Origin of the sequence: Lentzea alba, assembly GCF_011067745.1 — a bacterium.
GTDB classification, from domain to species: domain Bacteria; phylum Actinomycetota; class Actinomycetes; order Mycobacteriales; family Pseudonocardiaceae; genus Lentzea; species Lentzea alba.
Genome location: NZ_JAAMPJ010000003.1, coordinates 37,063 through 53,449, shown reverse-complemented (window position 1 = coordinate 53,449; position 16,387 = coordinate 37,063). Strand labels below are relative to the sequence as shown.

The following is a 16,387-nucleotide window of genomic DNA, read 5'->3' as shown; positions in this document are numbered from 1 at the left end:
GTCAAGACCAGTCAACCCTCGGATGAAAGCGTTTACCGGCCGTACGATGACCGCGCCGCAAGAAACTGGAGGATGCCCATGTCCGTGCGTTCCTACCCGTTCGGTCCGGTGGACGGGCTCGAGATCGACCCGCTGTACAGCCGCCTGCGTGAGGACGAACCTCTCGCCCGAGTCCAGCTCCCCCACGGGGAAGAGGGCTGGCTGCTCACCAGATACGACGACGTGCGATTAGCGCTCAGCGACCCGAGGTTCAGCCTCGCGCAGGCCGCGGTGCGGGACACCCCGCGCATGGGGCCACAACGGATGGGCGCGATCCTCACGGACCTCGACCCACCGGACCACACCCGGTTGCGCCGTCTGCTGGCGCACGCGTTCACCGTGCGTCGCGTCGAACAGCTGCGGGCGAGCGCCGTACGACTGGCCGGCGAGCTGCTGGACGAGATCGAGAAGGCCGGCCCACCGGCGGACCTGGTGACCACGTACGCGGTTCCGTTGCCAGGGCTGATGGTCTGCGACCTGCTCGGCGTGCCCTACGCCGAGCGCGACCACTTCCAGGACCTGGCCGCGGCCTTCATGTCGATCACCGCGATGACCGACGAGGAGAAGCTGGCGAAGATCGGCGAGCTCGCGGGCTATCTCGCCGGGCTCGCCGACCAGCGACGCGTGCACCAGGAAGACGACCTGATCAGCGCACTGGTGGTGGCGCAGGAGGAAGGGGACCGGCTCACCGGCGAGGAGCTGGTGCAGCTCACGGTCCTGCTGCTCGGCGCGGGCTACGACTCCACCGCCGCGCACATCGCCAACTCGATCTACACCTTGCTGCAGCATCCCGACCAGGCCGACCTGCTGCGCGCCCAGCCGGAACTGATGCCCGCCGCCGTCGAGGAACTGCTGCGGTGGATTCCGGCACAGGAGATCTCCGACATCCTGCCCCGGTACGCGGTGGAGGACGTGGAACTGAGCGGTGGCACCGTGAAAGCGGGCGAGCCCGTGCTGCTCGCCAAGCACGCGGCCAACCGGGACCCGCGTCAGTACGCCGATCCCGACCGGTTCGACGTGACGCGCAACGCCAAGGGCCACCTGACGTTCGGACACGGACCGCACCACTGCATCGGCGCGCAGCTCGCGCGGATGGACGTCCAGGTCGCGCTGACGGCGATCCTCGACCGGTTCCCCGGACTGCGCCTGGCCGAGGAGGTGAAGTGGCGGACCGGCATGGCCATGCGGGGTCCGCTGGCCATGATGATCACGTGGTGACGTAGGGCCTGTGTCGAGGTCTGGGTTCGATGAGAGTCGCGGATCCAGACCTCGATACAGGGCCTGCCTAGGCCGATCGGCTCTGCGGCGCCAGCAGCTCGTTGATCGAGTCCAGCGAGATGCCGAGCGCACCGGCGAGCGCGGCGATGGTGAAGAACGACGGCGTGGGAGCACGTCCAGTCTCGATCTTGCGCACCGTCTCGGCCGACAACCCGGCGCGGGCCGCGATCTCGACCATGCTCTCCTCGCCGCGGGCGTCCCGCAGCAACTGACCGAGCCGCCTGCCGCGCTCCCGCTCCGTCGACGTCAGGGGAATGCGCACCATGAGTGCGGATTCTACGCGAATCACGCAAGTCGAACCGCGTGAGAAAAGTCCGTTGCGACGCCAGCCGATCACGACATAGGTTCGAGGTACACAAGAGAGGAGGTGGTCCAAAGTTGTATAGCTACAGGACTCGTGAGGTGGCTGTCCGCTAGGACCGCCTTTGGTGACGCCTAGTCGTAAACCCAGGCAGCCACCCGACCCCCGGACTTCGAGCGCTGGTCCCGCTCGGCCTGCTCGCGCAGGAGTCGTCCGGGGGTTGTCCCGTTCCAGGACAGGTTTCAGGATTTCTTCAGGGCCACGAGATCGGCCACGAACGCGTCGAGCGCCTCGGTGAAGTTCTCGGCTCGCACCACCGCCGACGGGTGCACCGTCACGCCGACCCGCAACCCGTCGTGCTCCAGCACCTCACCCCGGTGCTCGGTCAGCTTGAACGACGGCCCCAGCAACGCCTTCGCCGCCACGGATCCCAGAGCGACGATCAGTTCCGGCCGCACGACCCGGATCTCCTCGCGCAACCACGGGAAGCAAGCCACGACCTCACCGCGTCGCGGCGTCTGATGGATCCGGCGCTTGCCGCGCTCGGTGAACCTGAAGTGCTTCACCGCGTTCGTCAGGTAGACGTCGTCGCGGGAGATTCGCGCGGCGGCGAACGCCTTGTCCAGCAACCGCCCGGCCGGACCCACGAACACGTGACCCGCCGTGTCCTCCCGGTCACCGGGACACTCGCCCACCATCATCAGCGGCGCCGGCACCGGTCCCTCACCGAACACGGTCTGCGTGGCGTCGCGGAACAGGTCACACCCGCGGCAGCCGGCGGCCGCCGAACGCAGCGCCGCCCAGTTCTTCCCCTCGGGGACGAACTGGGCGGCGTCAGCGGTTTTACTTGTCCGAGCGGAAGGCATCCTTGACCTTCTCGCCGGCCTGCTTGATGTCGGCCTTGGCGCGCTCTGCGCGGCCCTCGGCCTGCCACTGCTCGTTGTCCGTGGCGTCGCCGACAGCTTCCTTCGCGCGGCCCTTCAGCTCCTCAGCCTTGTTGCTGAACTTGTCGTCGGCACCCATGGATCAGGCTCCTTAAGTACGTGGTCAGCTACACCCTTTGGTTACCCGGCGAGCACCGTCCGAAACAGTTGATAAGGTGATCACTCGCGGTTGAGAACCCAGCCGCAAGCCGATGAGACGGCTTGCTCTGGGTGCTCCCGCTTTCGCAAGGCAGCTCCCCAGCACCGTCGTCCCACCGGCATGCCGCTGTGACCACGACGACGCGAAAGGAGCAGGCGGTGTCGTCCGCGAGAATCACCGCCCTCGAGGCCGAGGTGGCGGGGCTGCGCAAAGCTCTGGTGTCCCGGACAGTCATCGGGCAGGCCACGGGCCTGATCGCCGCACGCAAACCCTGCACACCCCAGCAGGCGTTCCAGCTGCTGGTGCACATCTCCCAGCACCACAACATCAAGCTGCACGTCGCCGCCGACCGGCTGGTCACGGCGTTCGTGCACGCGCACCTCGGACGGCCCGTCAACGTGGCCGACCAGATGCTGTGGGATCACGTCGACGCGACCACCGCGAACGACTCCGGCGACAGCGACGACGGGATCGTGGAGGAGGTCAGCAGCACGTCTCCCTGAGGCAGCGGGACGGGGGTCGTGCCGAGGTTGACCACCACGCGGAGCGTGCCGCGGTGCAGCACGAGGCACTCCCCGTCCTGCTCCACCACGAACCTGTGCAACCGCGGATCGGCCAGCTCGGGGTGAGAACGGCGCAACGCGATCAACGCCTTGTAGGTCTCCAGCACGCTCGCATGGTCGCCCTCAGCCAGTTCGTCCCACTTCAACCGTGAGTTCTCCACGGTCTGAGGTGACATGGGGTCCGGCACGTCGGACTCGCCCCAGCCGTGCCGGGAGAACTCGCGGCGCCGGCCCGTCCGGACGGCCTCGGCGAGCTGCGGGTCCGGGAAGGACGCGAAGAACTGCCACGGCGTCGAGGCAGCCCACTCCTCCCCCATGAAGATCATGGGCGTGTACGGCGAGCACAGCACGATCGCCGCCGCGCACAACAACTTCCCGGTCGAGACGGTGGCCGGCAGCCGGTCGCCCGTGGCGCGGTTGCCGATCTGGTCGTGGTTCTGCGTGTACGCGAGGAACCGGTGGCCGGGGATCAGGGCGGTGTCGACGGGCTTGCCGTGGTGCTTCTCCCGGAACGACGACCAGGTCCCGGCGTGGAAGAACACCTTCTCCAAGGTGTTCTTGAGCGCACCCGGTGCCGCGAAGTCCGCGTAGTAGCCGAAAGTCTCGCCGGTCAGCGCCACGTGCAGGCAGTGGTGCAGATCATCCGACCACTGCGCGTGCAGCCCGAAACCGCCGCCTTCGCGCGCCGTCACCAGTTTCGCGTCGTTCAGGTCGGACTCGGCGATCAGCGTCAACGGCCGCCCGACTCTCGCGGAGAGCGCGTCCACCTCGGCCGCGAGCTCTTCGAGCAGGTGCACCGCACGGCGATCCGCCAGCGCGTGCACGGCGTCGAGCCGCAGTCCGTCGACGTGGAAGTCGCCGAGCCACTGCAGGGCGTTGTCGATCACGTACCGGCGCACCTCGTCGGAGTTCGGCCCGTCGAGGTTCAGCCCTGGGCCCCAGTCGTTGCGCCCGGCGAAGTACGGCCCGAACTTGTCGAGGTACGCGCCGGACGGTCCGAGGTGGTTGTAGACGACGTCGAGCAGCACGGCGAGACCTCGCGCGTGGCAGGCGTCGACGAACCGCTTGAACCCGTCCGGCCCGCCGTAGGGACTGTGCACGGCCCCCCACAGGACGCCGTCGTAACCCCAGCCCTCGACACCGTCGAAGCTGTTGACCGGCATGACCTCGACGAACGTGATGCCGAGGTCCACCAGGTGATCGAGCTTCCCGATGGCGGCGTCGAACGTGCCCTCCGGCGTGAACGTGCCGATGTGCAGCTCGTAGATCACGCCGCCCGGCAACGCACGGCCGGTCCACCCGCTGTCGTTCCACTCGAAGTCGTGTGTGTACACACGAGAGGCCTCGTGCACACCGTTGGGCTGCCACAACGACCGCGGATCCGGGTACGCCTTGCCGTCGATGACGAACGCGTAGTCCGTGCCTTCGACTTCTGCACGCCACCAGTCGCCGTCGCGCTTCATCTCGTGGTCGAAACCGTCGACGCGCACGTGCACCGACTCGGGCGTGGGTGCCCAGACCGAAAAGCTCACGATTCCCCTCGCACCAGCAGTGCCACCGGATAGCGGTCGAGCAACGACGCCAGGTCCCCGGTCGCGGGCCGTCCGGTCAGCACGTCCGTCCACTCCGGACCAGGCAGCGGCAGAACCGTGTCCTGCCAGCCTTTCTGCTCCAGCCCGACCGGTAGCCGGGTCGCCACCGTGATCACGCCGGACCGTTCGAACGCCAGCACGTGCTCGGCGGCCGGCCCCTCGGCGTGCAGCGGCCGGTAACCGTGCAGGCCTCGCTTGCGCACGTGCAACGCCTTCTGCACAACGAGAAGCTTCGCCGCACCCGAGTCGTCGACCTCCGGCAACCAGCCGGATTCGATGCGCTCCAACAGCTCCTGGCGCACCTGGTAGTCGACCGGCCGGCGGTTGTCCGGGTCGACCAGCGAGAAGTCCCACAGCTCGGTGCCCTGGTAGACGTCCGGGACGCCCGGAGCGGTGAGCTGGACCAGCTTCTGCCCCAACGAGTTCGACCAGCCGGGAGCCTTGATCCGTTCGACGAACGCGGAGACCTCGGGCTCGTTCAGCGCCTTCGCGGGCCACGCGGCCACCTCGGCGTCGAACTCGGGGTTCCGGTCGACCCAGGAGGTCTTGATCTTGGCTTCGCGGGACGCCTTCTCCAGGTACTGGCCCAGCCGTTGTTCGGTGAGCGGCCACGCGCCGACGAGCGACTGCCACGCCAGCCGGTTCAGCGACGGCTCGGAAATGCCGTGCTTCTCGGTCATCGCGGCCTCGAACGCCAGGTACTCGTCCGGGATCTCCGCCAGCACGGCCAACCTGGCCCGCACGTCCTCGGACCGCTTGGTGTCGTGCGTCGACAACGCGGTCATGGCGTCCGGCTCGCCGGCTTCCCTGTTCGCCGCCCGCTGGTGGAACTCGCTGACGGACAGCCCGAACCTGTCCGGCGAGCCGCCGACCTCGTTGAGCGCCACGAAGTTCGTGTACCGGTAGAACGCGGTGTCCTCGGTGCCCTTCGCGACGACCATGCCGGACGTCTGCTGGATCCTGGTCGCCAGCTCACCGTGCGGGTCCGCACGCACCTGCTCGTCCAACGCGCGCACAGCAGGTGATTTCGACCGCGCGACCGCGGTTTCCCAGTACCGCGAGCCCTCCGGCAGGTACGACCGGTACACCGGGAAGTTGACCATCACCTCGGCGACCGCGGCGCAGGCCTGTTCGAACGGCACCCCCGTGACCAGCCGCGCGATCCGGCGCACCTCGGCCACCAGGATCGAGTCCGCGACCTGCTGCCTAGACGCGTGCTCGACCTCGTGGAAGTCGCCGTCGAACCTGTCCGAGGGTGCGATGAACACACCGCAGATCTCGCGCAACGCGTCGTAGCCCGTCGTGCCGTCGACCGGCCAGCTCTGCGGCAGCGACTCGTCCGGCCCGAGGATCTTCTCCACGACCAGCCAGCCGTCGAAGTGCTCGCGCAGCCGGCGGAAGTAACCACCGGGATCGGCCAGGCCGTCCGGGTGGTCGATCCGCAACCCCGTGACACCCCACGACAACACCTCGCGGTGCGTCGCCTCGAACACCTCGGGATCCTCGACCCGGACCGCCGCGAGCTCGGTGATGTCGAAGAACCGCCGGTAGTTCAGCTCGGTGTTGCCACGCCGCCAGTTCGCTTTCAGATAATGCTCGTGGACCTCGTCCTCAGCGTCCTCCGCGAGCACCGGCAGCAGCACCTTGCCCGACGACCAGTCGATGTCGAAGAACCGCGCGTACTTCGACTCCTGGCCGTGTGCGAGAACGTCCTCCCACCACGGGTTCGGCACGACCATGTGGTTCGGCACGATGTCGACGACCAGCCCGAGCTGAAGTTCGTCGAGCCGCTTCTGCAGAGCCCTGCGCCCGTCGTCGCCACCCAGCTCCGGCCGCGCGCGCGTCGGGTCGGTCACGTCGTAACCGTGCGTCGAACCCTCCCGCGCGTCGAGCATCGGCGACCCGTACAACGCGCCGACACCGAGGCGCGCCAGGTAATCCGCGATTCCGGCGGCGTCGGCGAAGGTGAAGGACGGGGTGAACTGGACGCGGTAGGTGGAGGAGGGCGCGCCCATCAGCCCACCCTCTGCAGCACGACGAGCGACCGCGCGGTGAGGTTCAGCTGCCCGCCCGCGGCGATCGGCTTCTCACCGTTGCCGACCTGCCCGGTCGCCGTGTCGACCACGACCATCCACTCAGGACCGTACTCGAGGTCGGGCAACGTCACCTGGATGTCCTCGTAGTGGCCGTTGAACGCCATCAGGAACGAGTTGTCGACCACCCGCATGCCGCGCGCGTCGAGGTCCGGGATGCCCTCACCGTTGAGGAAGATGACGATCGACTTGCCGAAGTCGTCCTCCCAGTTCTGCTCGGTCATCTCCTCGCCGGACGGCGTGAACCACGCGATGTCGCGCAGCTCCTCGCCCTTGCGGATCGGCCGGCCCGCGAAGAACCGCTTGCGCCGGAACACCGGGTGCGCCTTGCGGAACGCCGCCAGCGCCGAGGTGAACTCGACCAGCTCGGCGTTGGTCTCGAGCAACGACCAGTCGACCCACGAGACCTCGTTGTCCTGGCAGTACGCGTTGTTGTTGCCGTGCTGCGTGCGCCCGAACTCGTCACCGTTCACGATCATCGGCACACCCTGCGACAACAACATCGTCGCCATCAGGTTCCGCCGCTGCCGCGCCCGCAGCGCGAGGACCTCCGGATCGTCCGTCGGCCCCTCGACACCGCAGTTCCACGACCGGTTGTGGCTCTCGCCGTCCTGGTTGTCCTCGCCGTTCGCCTCGTTGTGCTTCTCGTTGTACGACACCAGGTCGTTGAGCGTGAAGCCGTCGTGCGCCGTCACGAAGTTGATCGACGCGTACGGCCGCCGCCCGTCGTCCTGGTAGAGGTCGCTGCTGCCGGTGATGCGCGACGCGAACTCGCCCAGCGTCGCCGGCTCACCACGCCAGAAGTCGCGGACGGTGTCGCGGAACTTGCCGTTCCACTCCGTCCACAGTGGAGGAAAGTTGCCGACCTGGTACCCGCCGGGCCCGACGTCCCACGGCTCCGCGATCAGCTTGACCTGCGACACCACCGGATCCTGCTGCACGACCTCGAAGAACGTCGCCAGCCGGTCCACGTCGTAGAACTCGCGGGCCAGCGTCGCCGCGAGGTCGAACCGGAACCCGTCGACGTGCATCTCGGTGACCCAGTACCGCAGCGAGTCCATGATGAGCTGCAACGTGTGCGGTGTGCGCACGTTCAGCGAGTTACCGGTGCCCGTGTAGTCCGTGTAGAACTTGGGGTCGTCCTCGACCAGCCGGTAGTACGCCTCGTTGTCGATACCGCGCATCGACAACGTCGGCCCGAGGTGGTTGCCCTCCGCCGTGTGGTTGTAGACGACGTCGAGGATGATCTCGATCCCGGCCTGGTGCAGCGCCCGGACCATGCCCTTGAACTCCTGCACCTGGTTCAACGGCAACGCCGAGTAGCCGTCGTGCGGCGCGAAGAACCCGATGGTGTTGTAACCCCAGTAGTTGCTGAGCCTGCGCTCGGCCAGCGTGTGATCGCTGATGAACTGGTGCACCGGCATGAGCTCGACCGCGGTGACCCCGAGCTTGATCAGGTGATCGATCATCACCGGGTGCGCCAGGCCCGCGTACGTGCCCCGCAGCCGCGGCGGAATCTCGGGGTGGTCGATCGTGAGGCCGCGCACGTGCGTCTCGTAGATGACGCTCTCGTTGTACGGCGTCCGCGGCAACCTGTCGTTCGTCCAGTCGAAGAACGGGTTCACCACCACGGACTTCGGCACGTGCGGCGCGGAGTCGGCGTCGTTGCGCTCGTCCGGCGACCCGAACTTGTACCCGTACAACGCCTCGTCCCACGACAGGCCGTTGGAGATGGCCTTCGCGTACGGGTCGATGAGCAACTTGTTGGGGTTGCACCGCAGGCCTCGTGCGGGGTCGTACGGGCCGTGCACGCGGTACCCGTACTTCTGCCCCGGTCCCACGCCCAGCAGATAGCCGTGGTGGACGAAACCGTCCACCTCCGGCAGCCTCACACGTGTCTCGGTGCCGTCCTCGTCGAAGAGGCAGAGTTCCACGTACTCCGCGACTTCGGAGAACAGGGCGAAATTCGTGCCAACGCCGTCATATCCGGCGCCCAGCGGGTAGGGCCTTCCAGGCCAGGGTCGCACGATGCTCCTCGTCACAAGCAACAGCTACCCAACGACCCTATCCGCCTAACACCGGACCGGCATCACACTCCTTCGTGTGCAAGTACCAACTGCCCACGTGCGGCCGTGAGCAACGTGCGTGCTTCCTGGATCTCGCAGTACTTCAGGTGTTCACAAGCGGCCTCCGCGCACGCCAGCGCGTGCTGCAGGGCGATGTTGTCCTCCACGGGACCAGCGTCCCGCAGCGCGTCACGCAGGGACTCTTCCGCGCGCCGTGCCCCGACCACCGGGTCGCCGAGTGCAGCGGGTCTCACCGAAGCGAGGACCTGCTCGACGGCCAGTTCAAGCACGCCGGTTGGTGTCCGCGTGCTCATCACGGCTGAGCTCATCGGGTACGCCACCTCCAAAACGTTCGTCGTCCGCCGTCGGGTGACGGCCTTACAGTACTCCGCAGGCGCGTGACCTGCCGTTACGTAGAAGTTTCATCTACCACGGCTGCGGAGTGGCCGGGTGATCTCCCGGACGCGGGGGAAGAAGTCGTCCAGTGCCACCGGCAGGGGGATTCTCCAGTTGGGGTGCTCGTCGATCGTGCCCGGCACGTTGGGCTGCCGGGTTTCCCGCAGAGCGTCCTGAGGTGAGGTCAGGACCAACGCGCAGGGTGCCTGCGCGAGCAGTTCGTGGGCGCCGGCGACCCGATCGCGCGGGTCGATGCCCTCCTGGCGCATCAACTGATCGAAGTCGGGGCCGTCCTCCCCCGCGAAGAAGGTCGCGGCGGTCGGCAGGTCGTGCGTGGAGATGCTGGCCATCTGGTTCGGGTTCCACTGCGACGGTGGGATCAGCGGGTGCCCTGGTGCGTAGTAGTCGCGCTGGAAGTAGAGGACGGCGCTGGTCAGCATGCCGTTCTCCTGCAACGTCTTCGTGACGACCGGCTCGACCGTGCCGAGGTCCTCGCCGACCACGACCGCGCCGGCCCGGTAGGCCTCCAGCGCGAGCACGCCGAGCATGGCGTCGGCGTCGTAGTAGACGTAGGTGCCGCGCGACGGCGGCTCGCCCGGCGGGATCCACCACAGCCGCCAGAGGCCGGCGACGTGGTCGATGCGGATGCCGTCGGCGTGCCGCAGGACGCTGCGCAGCACCTGCCGGAACGGCCGGTAGCCGGACTCGGCGAGCTTGTCGGGGCGCCACGGCGGCAGCCCCCAGCCCTGGCCGTCCGCGCTGAACGCGTCCGGTGGCGCACCGACCGTGACGTCGATGGCGAACGCTTCGGGGTCGGCGAACGTGTCCGCGCCGCCCGGATCGACGCCCACCGGGAGGTCGTGGATGACGCCGATGGCCATACCTGCCTCGTGGGCGGCCAGCCGGACGTCCTGGAGCTGGCGGGTGCAGAGGTGCTGGAGCCAGGCGTAGAACGCCACTCGTTCCGGAGCCGGGTCTTCGCGGTCCGCGGGCCACTTCCGCCAGTCCTTGCCGTGGATCTCGGCGAGGGCGCAGTAGGTGGCGAACTTCTCCAGCTCGGCGTCCATCTCGACGTCGCCGCCGGGGAACAGCAGTTCCAGAGCCTGCTTCTTGGCGTCCCAGATCGCGTCGTAGTCGATCAGGTCCTGGTTCTCGGGCCGGAGGTCGCGGATGAGCTGCCGGGTGCGCGGGCAGGCCTGCAGGAACTCGGCGGTGTCGGTGACCCGCAGGTACAGCGGGTTCGCGAACCGGCGGCTGGTCGGCGAGTACGGCGAGCGTTCGACGGGATGCGTCGGCGACGGCGCCTGCACCGGGTTGACCAGCACGACGCCGGCGTCCAGCTCCAGGGCCGAGCGACGCGCGATCGTCGCGAGGTCGGCGAAGTCGCCCATCCCCCACGAGTCCTTCGACCGCGCCGCGTAGAGCTGCAGCATCCAGCCCCAGGTGTGCGGCACGTCCGGCAGCGTCCTGGGTGCGACGGCCAGCGTGATGGTCTGCTTCTCGGTGCGGATCCGGTGCCAGCCGAGCGGCAGCGAGTCCGGCAGGTGCCGGTCGGTGTCGAAGCTGGTGCCGTCCTCCAGGTCGATCGTCGCGGGGCCGCGCAGGTCGTACGTCTCGTACTCGCGGATCACGATCGTGGGCGGCAGCGTCCGCTCGGCCCTCTTCGCCTCGATCGCGGCGAGCTCACGGGCCACGGAGTCCTCAGTGGACGCGTCGACGCCGAACTGGGCGAGGATCTTGACGACGACCTCGGTGTCGACGGTGACCTCTTGCTGGTCCGCGTTCTCGTACCGAGTGGCAACGCCCCAGGCGTCCGCCAGCCGCGCCACCGACTCCTCCACAACTACAAGCTATGTCACAGCTCGGTGCGTATTACCAGAGCAAATGGTCCCTGGTCACCCGAAGGGTGCAGGCCAGTTGGGACGCTTACCAAGAGATGCATTTACTTAAACATCCGATGCTTGGCTTGGAATCGCCACGACGGCCTCCACCTCGACCAAAAAATCGGGCCCGAACAACGCCGCGACCTGAACCAGCGTGCTGGCCGGGTTGTGCACTTCGCCAAGCGCGGGCCGCAGAATCTCGTCCCGCACGTCACGAATGGTCTGAACCTCACGGGCGTCCAGCACGAACCAGGTGAACTTGATGACATCCGACCAGTCGGCGCCAAGATTTTCGATCACGTGATGAAGATTGCTCAACGCCTGCCGCGTCTGGGCGGCCAGGTCGTCCACCCCGACCACGCAGCCGGCGGCGTCGACCGCCACCTGCCCGGAGATGAACGCGAGCTTCCCGGTCACCGCCACCGCGTGGGCGTAGCCGGGCGTGGTCGGCAGCGCGGGCAACTGGGTCAGACGTTCTTCGGCGGGCATGGCGCCACAGTACTTTGGGGAGGTGGAACGCATTGGTGTGCTCGGCGCGCGGCTGGACGCCGCGACCGGCAAGCGGCGACTGCTGTTGCCGAGCGACGAGTTCGTCCTGGTCGACGCCGACGCGTCCGACGACGAGATCGCTGCGCGATACGGCCTGGACGAGGTGCGGCGGGCTCCCGAGATCCGCGTGTGCGAAGCCGTCTACGTGGATGGACCGCTCGAAGGGCAGACGGACATCTACGCGCCGGTGGAACTCGGTGCCCGGACGAGCCTCAGTCGCCCAACACCGTCAGGCCGCGAAGTCCTCACCTACGAACTGGTCGCGCTTCCCGAGGGCGACGAGCCCGGCAAGCTGCGCTTCGTCAGCTGACGGGTCCGCTCGAGTTCCGCACGACCAGCCGCACGTGGTGCTCGGCCGGTTCGATCTCCCCGCCCCGGATCAACGTGAACAGGTCCGCGACCGCCCGCTCCCCCTGTTCCTTCGCCGCACCCTCGACCGCGGTCAGCCCGACCACGCGGGTGAGCTCCTGCCCGTCCAGCGACACGATGGAGAGCTCGTCCGGCACCGCGCGCCCGTCCCGCTGCATGCGCAGGTAGATGCCCAGCGCGGCGGCCCCGTTCGAGCTGATCACGGCGGTCGGCAGGCGTTCGCCGTCGAGCAGCACGTCGACCACCTGCTCGCCGCCGTCCACGGTCGGCGAGCACCACACCGTCCACTCCGGACGCACTTCGAGGCCTGCCGACACCAGGATCTCGTCGTACGACTCGTCGACTCCGTCGGACAGCACCAGAGCCACGTCCCGGTGGCCCAGCGCCACCAGATGCGCCACCGCGGTCCGCAGGGCGTGCCGGAGGTCGGCGTCGTCGACCGTGATGTGCGGGACCTCGAGCGACTCCAACGCGGACTGTTCGGCCGAGGTCATGGAAATGGAGAGCAACAGCACACCGTCGACGCGGCGTCCCAGCGGCAGTTCGTCGAAGAACTTCGCCCGCGCGTCAGAGGAGCCGAGCACGTACAGCAGCACGTCGTACCCGGCCTGCCGCAGCGCGCCTTCCGCTCCCGCCAGCACCGGGCTGACCTCGGACGTCAGCACCGCGATCGCGTACCGGCGCCCGCCGGCGAGCGACGAGGCGTCGCGCGCGATGGCGTACTTCATGCGCCGCGCGACCTCGCTCACGTGCTGCCGCGTCGCCTCGGACACGCCCGGTTCGCCGCGCAGAGCCCGCGATACGGTCGCAGCGGACACCCCTGCGGCCTTGGCCACATCGGACATGCTGGTCACGGCCCGAGCGTATTGGAGATCCATGAAGCCCGGCGACCTCGCCCCCGACTTCTCCCTGCCCGACCAGGACGGCACCGAGCGCAAGCTGTCCGATCTCCTGAACGACGGCCCGGTGGTGCTGTTCTTCTACCCCGCCGCGATGACGGCCGGATGCACCGCGCAGAGCTGCCACTTCCGCGACCTCGCCAAGGAGTTCGAGGAGGCCGGGGCCCAGCGCGTCGGCATCTCGCGCGACGACGTGGCGACGCAGAAGAAGTTCGCGGAGCTGAACGGTTTCGACTACCCGCTGCTGGCCGACGTCGACGGTGAGGTCGCCGAGCAGTTCGGGGTGAAGCGCCGGTTCGGGCCGATCCCGGTCAAGCGGCACACGTTCGTCATCGGCACCGGCCGCGAGATCATCGAGGTGATCAAGAGCGAGTTCTCCATGAACTCGCACGCGGACAAGGCGCTGGAGGCGCTCAGGAGTCGGTGATCGTCAGCACGCCGTAGGGCCCGGACGCCTTGCCCTCCCGGACGGTCTTGCCGTCGATCGTGTACTTGCCGTGCACCTCGGCGCCGTCCGGGCCCGCCACCACGACGAGCATCACGGACGCGGACGGCTCGCCGGCGGGCACCTCGATGGTCTGCGTCCACGGCAACGGCACGTTCATCGGGTTCCGCACCGTCGAGCCGACGGTCGCGGTGATGTTGAACGCCTCGCCGGTGCCGGTCACCTCGAAGACCACGGTCTTCCTGGCGACGCCGGGAGCAGTGGCAGGAGAGGGCTGAGCCCGCACCGACATCACCGGGTCCTCGGCGGACTCCTCGGAGAGCTGCCGCTGCACCGCCTCCACGACGCGCGGGCCGAAGGCGACACTGCCCACGGCCAGCAGCGCGACGATCAACAGCAACACCCACGGCCACTTCGGCGACCGGGGCACTTCGTGCAGCGGCGGCGCGAGGCCGTACTCCGGTGGCATACCTGACGACATGACGACCCCCTCACCACGGAAGTCGATCTCGTCCCGCCCGCTGTTACCGCAGGCCCGCCAGCACGAAGTCCGCGATCTCCTCCGCCAGCAGGCCGGGCGGCTTCGGCCCGTCCGGCCGGTACCAGATGGGCAGCTGGTTCACGACGCCCAACGCGATCCGCACGACGGTGTCCGCGGGCACGCCGGAGCTGAACGACCCGTCCGCCTGCCCCTTCTCGATCACCGCGAGGAACGTCTCGTGGTACCGGCGGCGCTCGGCGCGGAACTCGGTCATCCGGTCCTCGCCGAGCCGGTGCAGCTCGCGGACGAACACGGCGGTCTCGTCGACCCGTTCGGCCGTCGAGACGACCAGCGACACCAGGATCTCCCGGACCGTGTCGGCCGAGGACAGCCCGAGGCCGATGATCCGGTCCATGTCGGCCGACTGGGACGTGATCAGCAGCCGGTAGATCTCGAAGAGCAGGTCGTCCTTCGCGCGGAAGTAGTGGTACAGCGCACCTTTGGTCACCTCGGCGGCCGCCACGATCTCCTGCACCGAGGTCGCGTCGTAGCCCTGCGCCGCGAACAGGCGGACGGCCGCGTCGATGATCTTCTGCTCGGTCGCGCTCGGCATCGCTAGGCCTTGGGCGCCAGCGCGCGTACCTGCTCCACCTGGTCGCCACCGGTCGGGAGCAGGGCGATGATCGGGGTGTCGACGCCGGCGGTCTGGTACTCGGCGACGCGCGCCCGGCACTCGCCGACCGAACCGTGCACGATCAGCGCGTCGACGACCTCGTCCGGGATCGCCTTCGACGCCGCCTTGCGGTCGCCCGCCGCCCAGGCCTCGCGCATCGGGCGCAGCGCCTCGCCGCGGCCCAGCCAGTCGTGGAACGCCGCGTAGGCGGGCACGGTCAGGTAGGTGCTGATCAGCATGCGCCCCAACGCCCGCGCGGCGTCGGCGTCCTCGGTCGGGCACACGAAGATCCGCGCCGCCAGTTCGGACTCGCCGAGCTCCTCCCTGACCTGTGCCACGTCCGACGCGGCCAGCCAGTTCGTGATCGCGCCGTCGGCCTCGCGACCGGCGAGGCGCAACATGTTCGGCCGCAGCGCCGCGAGCATGATCGGCACCCTCTCGACCGGCGGGCGCTCCAGCTTGAAGCCCGAGACGGCGAACGTGTCGTACTCGGCGGTGACCTTCTCGCCCGCCAGCGCGGCCTTGAGGAAGCGCAGCGTGTCGCGGGTCCGCTTGAACGGCTCCTCGAACGGGATCGCGTTCCAGCGCTGCACGATCGCGGGCGACGACGAGCCGATGCCCAGCACGAACCGGCCGCCGGTCACCTCGGCGAGCGTCGCCGCGGTCATCGCGAGCGTCGCCGGGCCGCGGGTGTAGACGGGCGCGATCGCCGGGCCGAAGCGCAGCTCGGAGGACCACTGCGCGGCGAGCGCGAGCGGCGTGAACGCGTCCGTGCCGGTCGTCTCGGCCGACCACACGTCCGTGTAGCCGAGCCCGGCGAGCTCGGACACCAGCGCGCGGTGCTCCAGCACCGGCACGCCGAGCAGCGGCAGCGTGATACCCCAACGAGCCATGGAACGCCTCCAGGTTCAGCGACTGGAGACCACCCTACCGACCGGTCGGTATGCCCACAACCGCGGCTCGGGATGAAGGGACCCTTCATCGACCACCAGTCGGGGCTGCACCGCACCTCTACTTCTTGCGGGCCAGCGTGAGGCCGTCCGCGATCGGCACCAGCACCGACTCCACCCGCGTGTCGTCGCGCACGAACCTGTTGAACGCGTCGATCGCGGCGGCGTTGCCCTCCGGCTGCTCCGCGGCGGCCTCGCCGTAGTAGAGCGTGTTGTCCGCGAGCAGCAGGCCGCCCTGCCGGACCCGCGGCACCAGCAGGTCCCAGTAGTGCACGTACCCGACCTTGTCCGCGTCGATGAACACCAGGTCGACGACCGGCTCGTCCGGCAGTTCGGCGAGCGTCTGCGCGGCCGCGCCGAGCCGCAGGTCGATCCGGTCGCGCACACCCGCGGCCTGCCAGGCCTCCTCCGCGATCGCCGTCCACTCGGCGGAGAGATCGCAGGTGATGACCTTGCCGGACGGGGGAAGCGCCTGCGCGAACGCCAGCGTGGAGTACCCGGTGTACGTGCCGACCTCGACCACCGTCTGCGCGCCGGTGAGCTTGACCAGCAGGGACAGCAGCACCGCCTGCTCGTGCGGGATCTGCATCTCCGCCGAGTCGCCGAGCTCCAGCGTGCGGGCGATCAGCTTCTCCTGCACCGCGCTGGGCCGGCCTGCCTGTTCGCGCACGTAGCGGTAGATCTGCGGGGTCATGACCACGGCCTTGAAGTCGTTCACGCGCGGCCT

18 protein-coding genes are annotated in these 16,387 nt (G+C 68.6%); 4 read left to right on the top strand and 14 right to left on the bottom strand.

Annotation, left to right across the window (positions count from 1 at the left end; translation table 11 throughout):
* Positions 1–78 precede the first annotated feature (78 nt).
* Positions 79–1,257 carry a cytochrome P450 gene (locus tag G7043_RS12665; protein WP_242642236.1) on the top strand — a complete coding sequence of 393 codons (1,179 nt, stop codon included), beginning with the start codon at positions 79–81 and terminating at the stop codon, positions 1,255–1,257.
* Between the two features lie 67 nt (positions 1,258–1,324).
* Here the strand turns inward: G7043_RS12665 and G7043_RS12660 are convergent, their stop codons facing one another.
* The 3 genes from G7043_RS12660 to G7043_RS12650 all read right to left on the bottom strand — a co-directional run bounded on the left by G7043_RS12660 (position 1,325) and on the right by G7043_RS12650 (position 2,641).
* Positions 1,325–1,582: a helix-turn-helix domain-containing protein gene (locus G7043_RS12660; RefSeq protein ID WP_086668709.1), complete on the bottom strand. Its 258-nt coding sequence runs from the start codon at positions 1,580–1,582 to the stop codon at positions 1,325–1,327.
* Between the two features lie 278 nt (positions 1,583–1,860).
* A complete protein-coding gene (locus G7043_RS12655; RefSeq protein WP_166045809.1) occupies positions 1,861–2,484 on the bottom strand; it encodes a UdgX family uracil-DNA binding protein in 624 nt (207 codons plus the stop codon).
* Complete coding sequence (locus G7043_RS12650) at positions 2,462–2,641, bottom strand: CsbD family protein (protein WP_166045808.1); 180 nt, start codon at positions 2,639–2,641, stop codon at positions 2,462–2,464. Before G7043_RS12650 ends, G7043_RS12655 begins: the two co-directional genes overlap by 23 nt.
* A 218-nt stretch (positions 2,642–2,859) precedes the next feature.
* On the opposite strand from G7043_RS12650, the gene G7043_RS12645 reads away from it, so the two are divergent.
* Entirely contained in the window at positions 2,860–3,204 is a 345-nt protein-coding gene (locus G7043_RS12645) for an ANTAR domain-containing protein (protein ID WP_166045807.1), read from the top strand.
* Here the strand turns inward: G7043_RS12645 and treZ are convergent.
* From treZ to G7043_RS12615, 6 genes are all read right to left on the bottom strand, one after another.
* Positions 3,123–4,796 carry a malto-oligosyltrehalose trehalohydrolase gene (gene treZ, locus G7043_RS12640; protein ID WP_166045806.1) on the bottom strand — a complete coding sequence of 558 codons (1,674 nt, stop codon included), beginning with the start codon at positions 4,794–4,796 and terminating at the stop codon, positions 3,123–3,125. The genes G7043_RS12645 and treZ overlap by 82 nt on opposite strands.
* Positions 4,793–6,871, bottom strand: a complete 2,079-nt coding sequence (gene treY / locus G7043_RS48250) for a malto-oligosyltrehalose synthase (RefSeq protein WP_166045805.1) — start codon at positions 6,869–6,871, stop codon at positions 4,793–4,795. Before treY ends, treZ begins: the two co-directional genes overlap by 4 nt.
* Positions 6,871–8,976 (bottom strand): glycogen debranching protein GlgX, encoded by a 2,106-nt coding sequence (glgX, locus tag G7043_RS12630; RefSeq protein ID WP_166045804.1) that lies wholly within the window; start codon positions 8,974–8,976, stop codon positions 6,871–6,873. The genes treY and glgX overlap by 1 nt, the downstream gene beginning before the upstream one ends.
* A gap of 62 nt (positions 8,977–9,038) precedes the next feature.
* The gene (locus G7043_RS12625; RefSeq protein ID WP_166045803.1) at positions 9,039–9,344 is read right to left on the bottom strand and encodes a hypothetical protein; all 306 of its coding nucleotides are present in this window, start codon (positions 9,342–9,344) and stop codon (positions 9,039–9,041) included.
* 93 nt (positions 9,345–9,437) lie between these two features.
* The gene (locus G7043_RS12620; RefSeq protein WP_166045802.1) at positions 9,438–11,252 is read right to left on the bottom strand and encodes a 4-alpha-glucanotransferase; all 1,815 of its coding nucleotides are present in this window, start codon (positions 11,250–11,252) and stop codon (positions 9,438–9,440) included.
* 105 nt (positions 11,253–11,357) lie between these two features.
* Positions 11,358–11,783, bottom strand: coding sequence for a RidA family protein (locus G7043_RS12615; protein WP_166045801.1), 426 nt, complete (start codon positions 11,781–11,783; stop codon positions 11,358–11,360).
* Positions 11,784–11,805: 22 nt separating this feature from the next.
* Between G7043_RS12615 and G7043_RS12610 the strand changes: the two genes are divergently transcribed.
* Entirely contained in the window at positions 11,806–12,153 is a 348-nt protein-coding gene (locus G7043_RS12610; RefSeq protein WP_166045800.1) for a hypothetical protein, read from the top strand.
* On the opposite strand, the gene G7043_RS12605 is transcribed toward G7043_RS12610, so the two are convergent.
* Positions 12,146–13,057 (bottom strand): LacI family DNA-binding transcriptional regulator, encoded by a 912-nt coding sequence (locus G7043_RS12605; RefSeq protein ID WP_166046337.1) that lies wholly within the window; start codon positions 13,055–13,057, stop codon positions 12,146–12,148. The genes G7043_RS12610 and G7043_RS12605 overlap by 8 nt on opposite strands.
* Positions 13,058–13,088: 31 nt before the next feature.
* Here G7043_RS12605 and G7043_RS12600 point away from each other — a divergent pair, with 31 nt between their 5' ends.
* Entirely contained in the window at positions 13,089–13,538 is a 450-nt protein-coding gene (locus G7043_RS12600) for a peroxiredoxin (protein ID WP_166045799.1), read from the top strand.
* Here G7043_RS12600 and G7043_RS12595 read toward each other — a convergent pair.
* From G7043_RS12595 to G7043_RS12580, 4 genes are all read right to left on the bottom strand, one after another.
* Positions 13,525–14,037 (bottom strand): MmpS family transport accessory protein, encoded by a 513-nt coding sequence (locus G7043_RS12595; protein ID WP_166045798.1) that lies wholly within the window; start codon positions 14,035–14,037, stop codon positions 13,525–13,527. The genes G7043_RS12600 and G7043_RS12595 overlap by 14 nt on opposite strands.
* Positions 14,038–14,080: 43 nt before the next feature.
* Complete coding sequence (locus G7043_RS12590; RefSeq protein WP_166045797.1) at positions 14,081–14,650, bottom strand: TetR/AcrR family transcriptional regulator; 570 nt, start codon at positions 14,648–14,650, stop codon at positions 14,081–14,083.
* A gap of 2 nt (positions 14,651–14,652) precedes the next feature.
* The gene (locus G7043_RS12585) at positions 14,653–15,603 is read right to left on the bottom strand and encodes an LLM class F420-dependent oxidoreductase (RefSeq protein ID WP_166045796.1); all 951 of its coding nucleotides are present in this window, start codon (positions 15,601–15,603) and stop codon (positions 14,653–14,655) included.
* A gap of 118 nt (positions 15,604–15,721) precedes the next feature.
* The gene (locus G7043_RS12580) at positions 15,722–16,378 is read right to left on the bottom strand and encodes an O-methyltransferase (RefSeq protein WP_313887830.1); all 657 of its coding nucleotides are present in this window, start codon (positions 16,376–16,378) and stop codon (positions 15,722–15,724) included.
* Positions 16,379–16,387 lie beyond the last annotated feature (9 nt).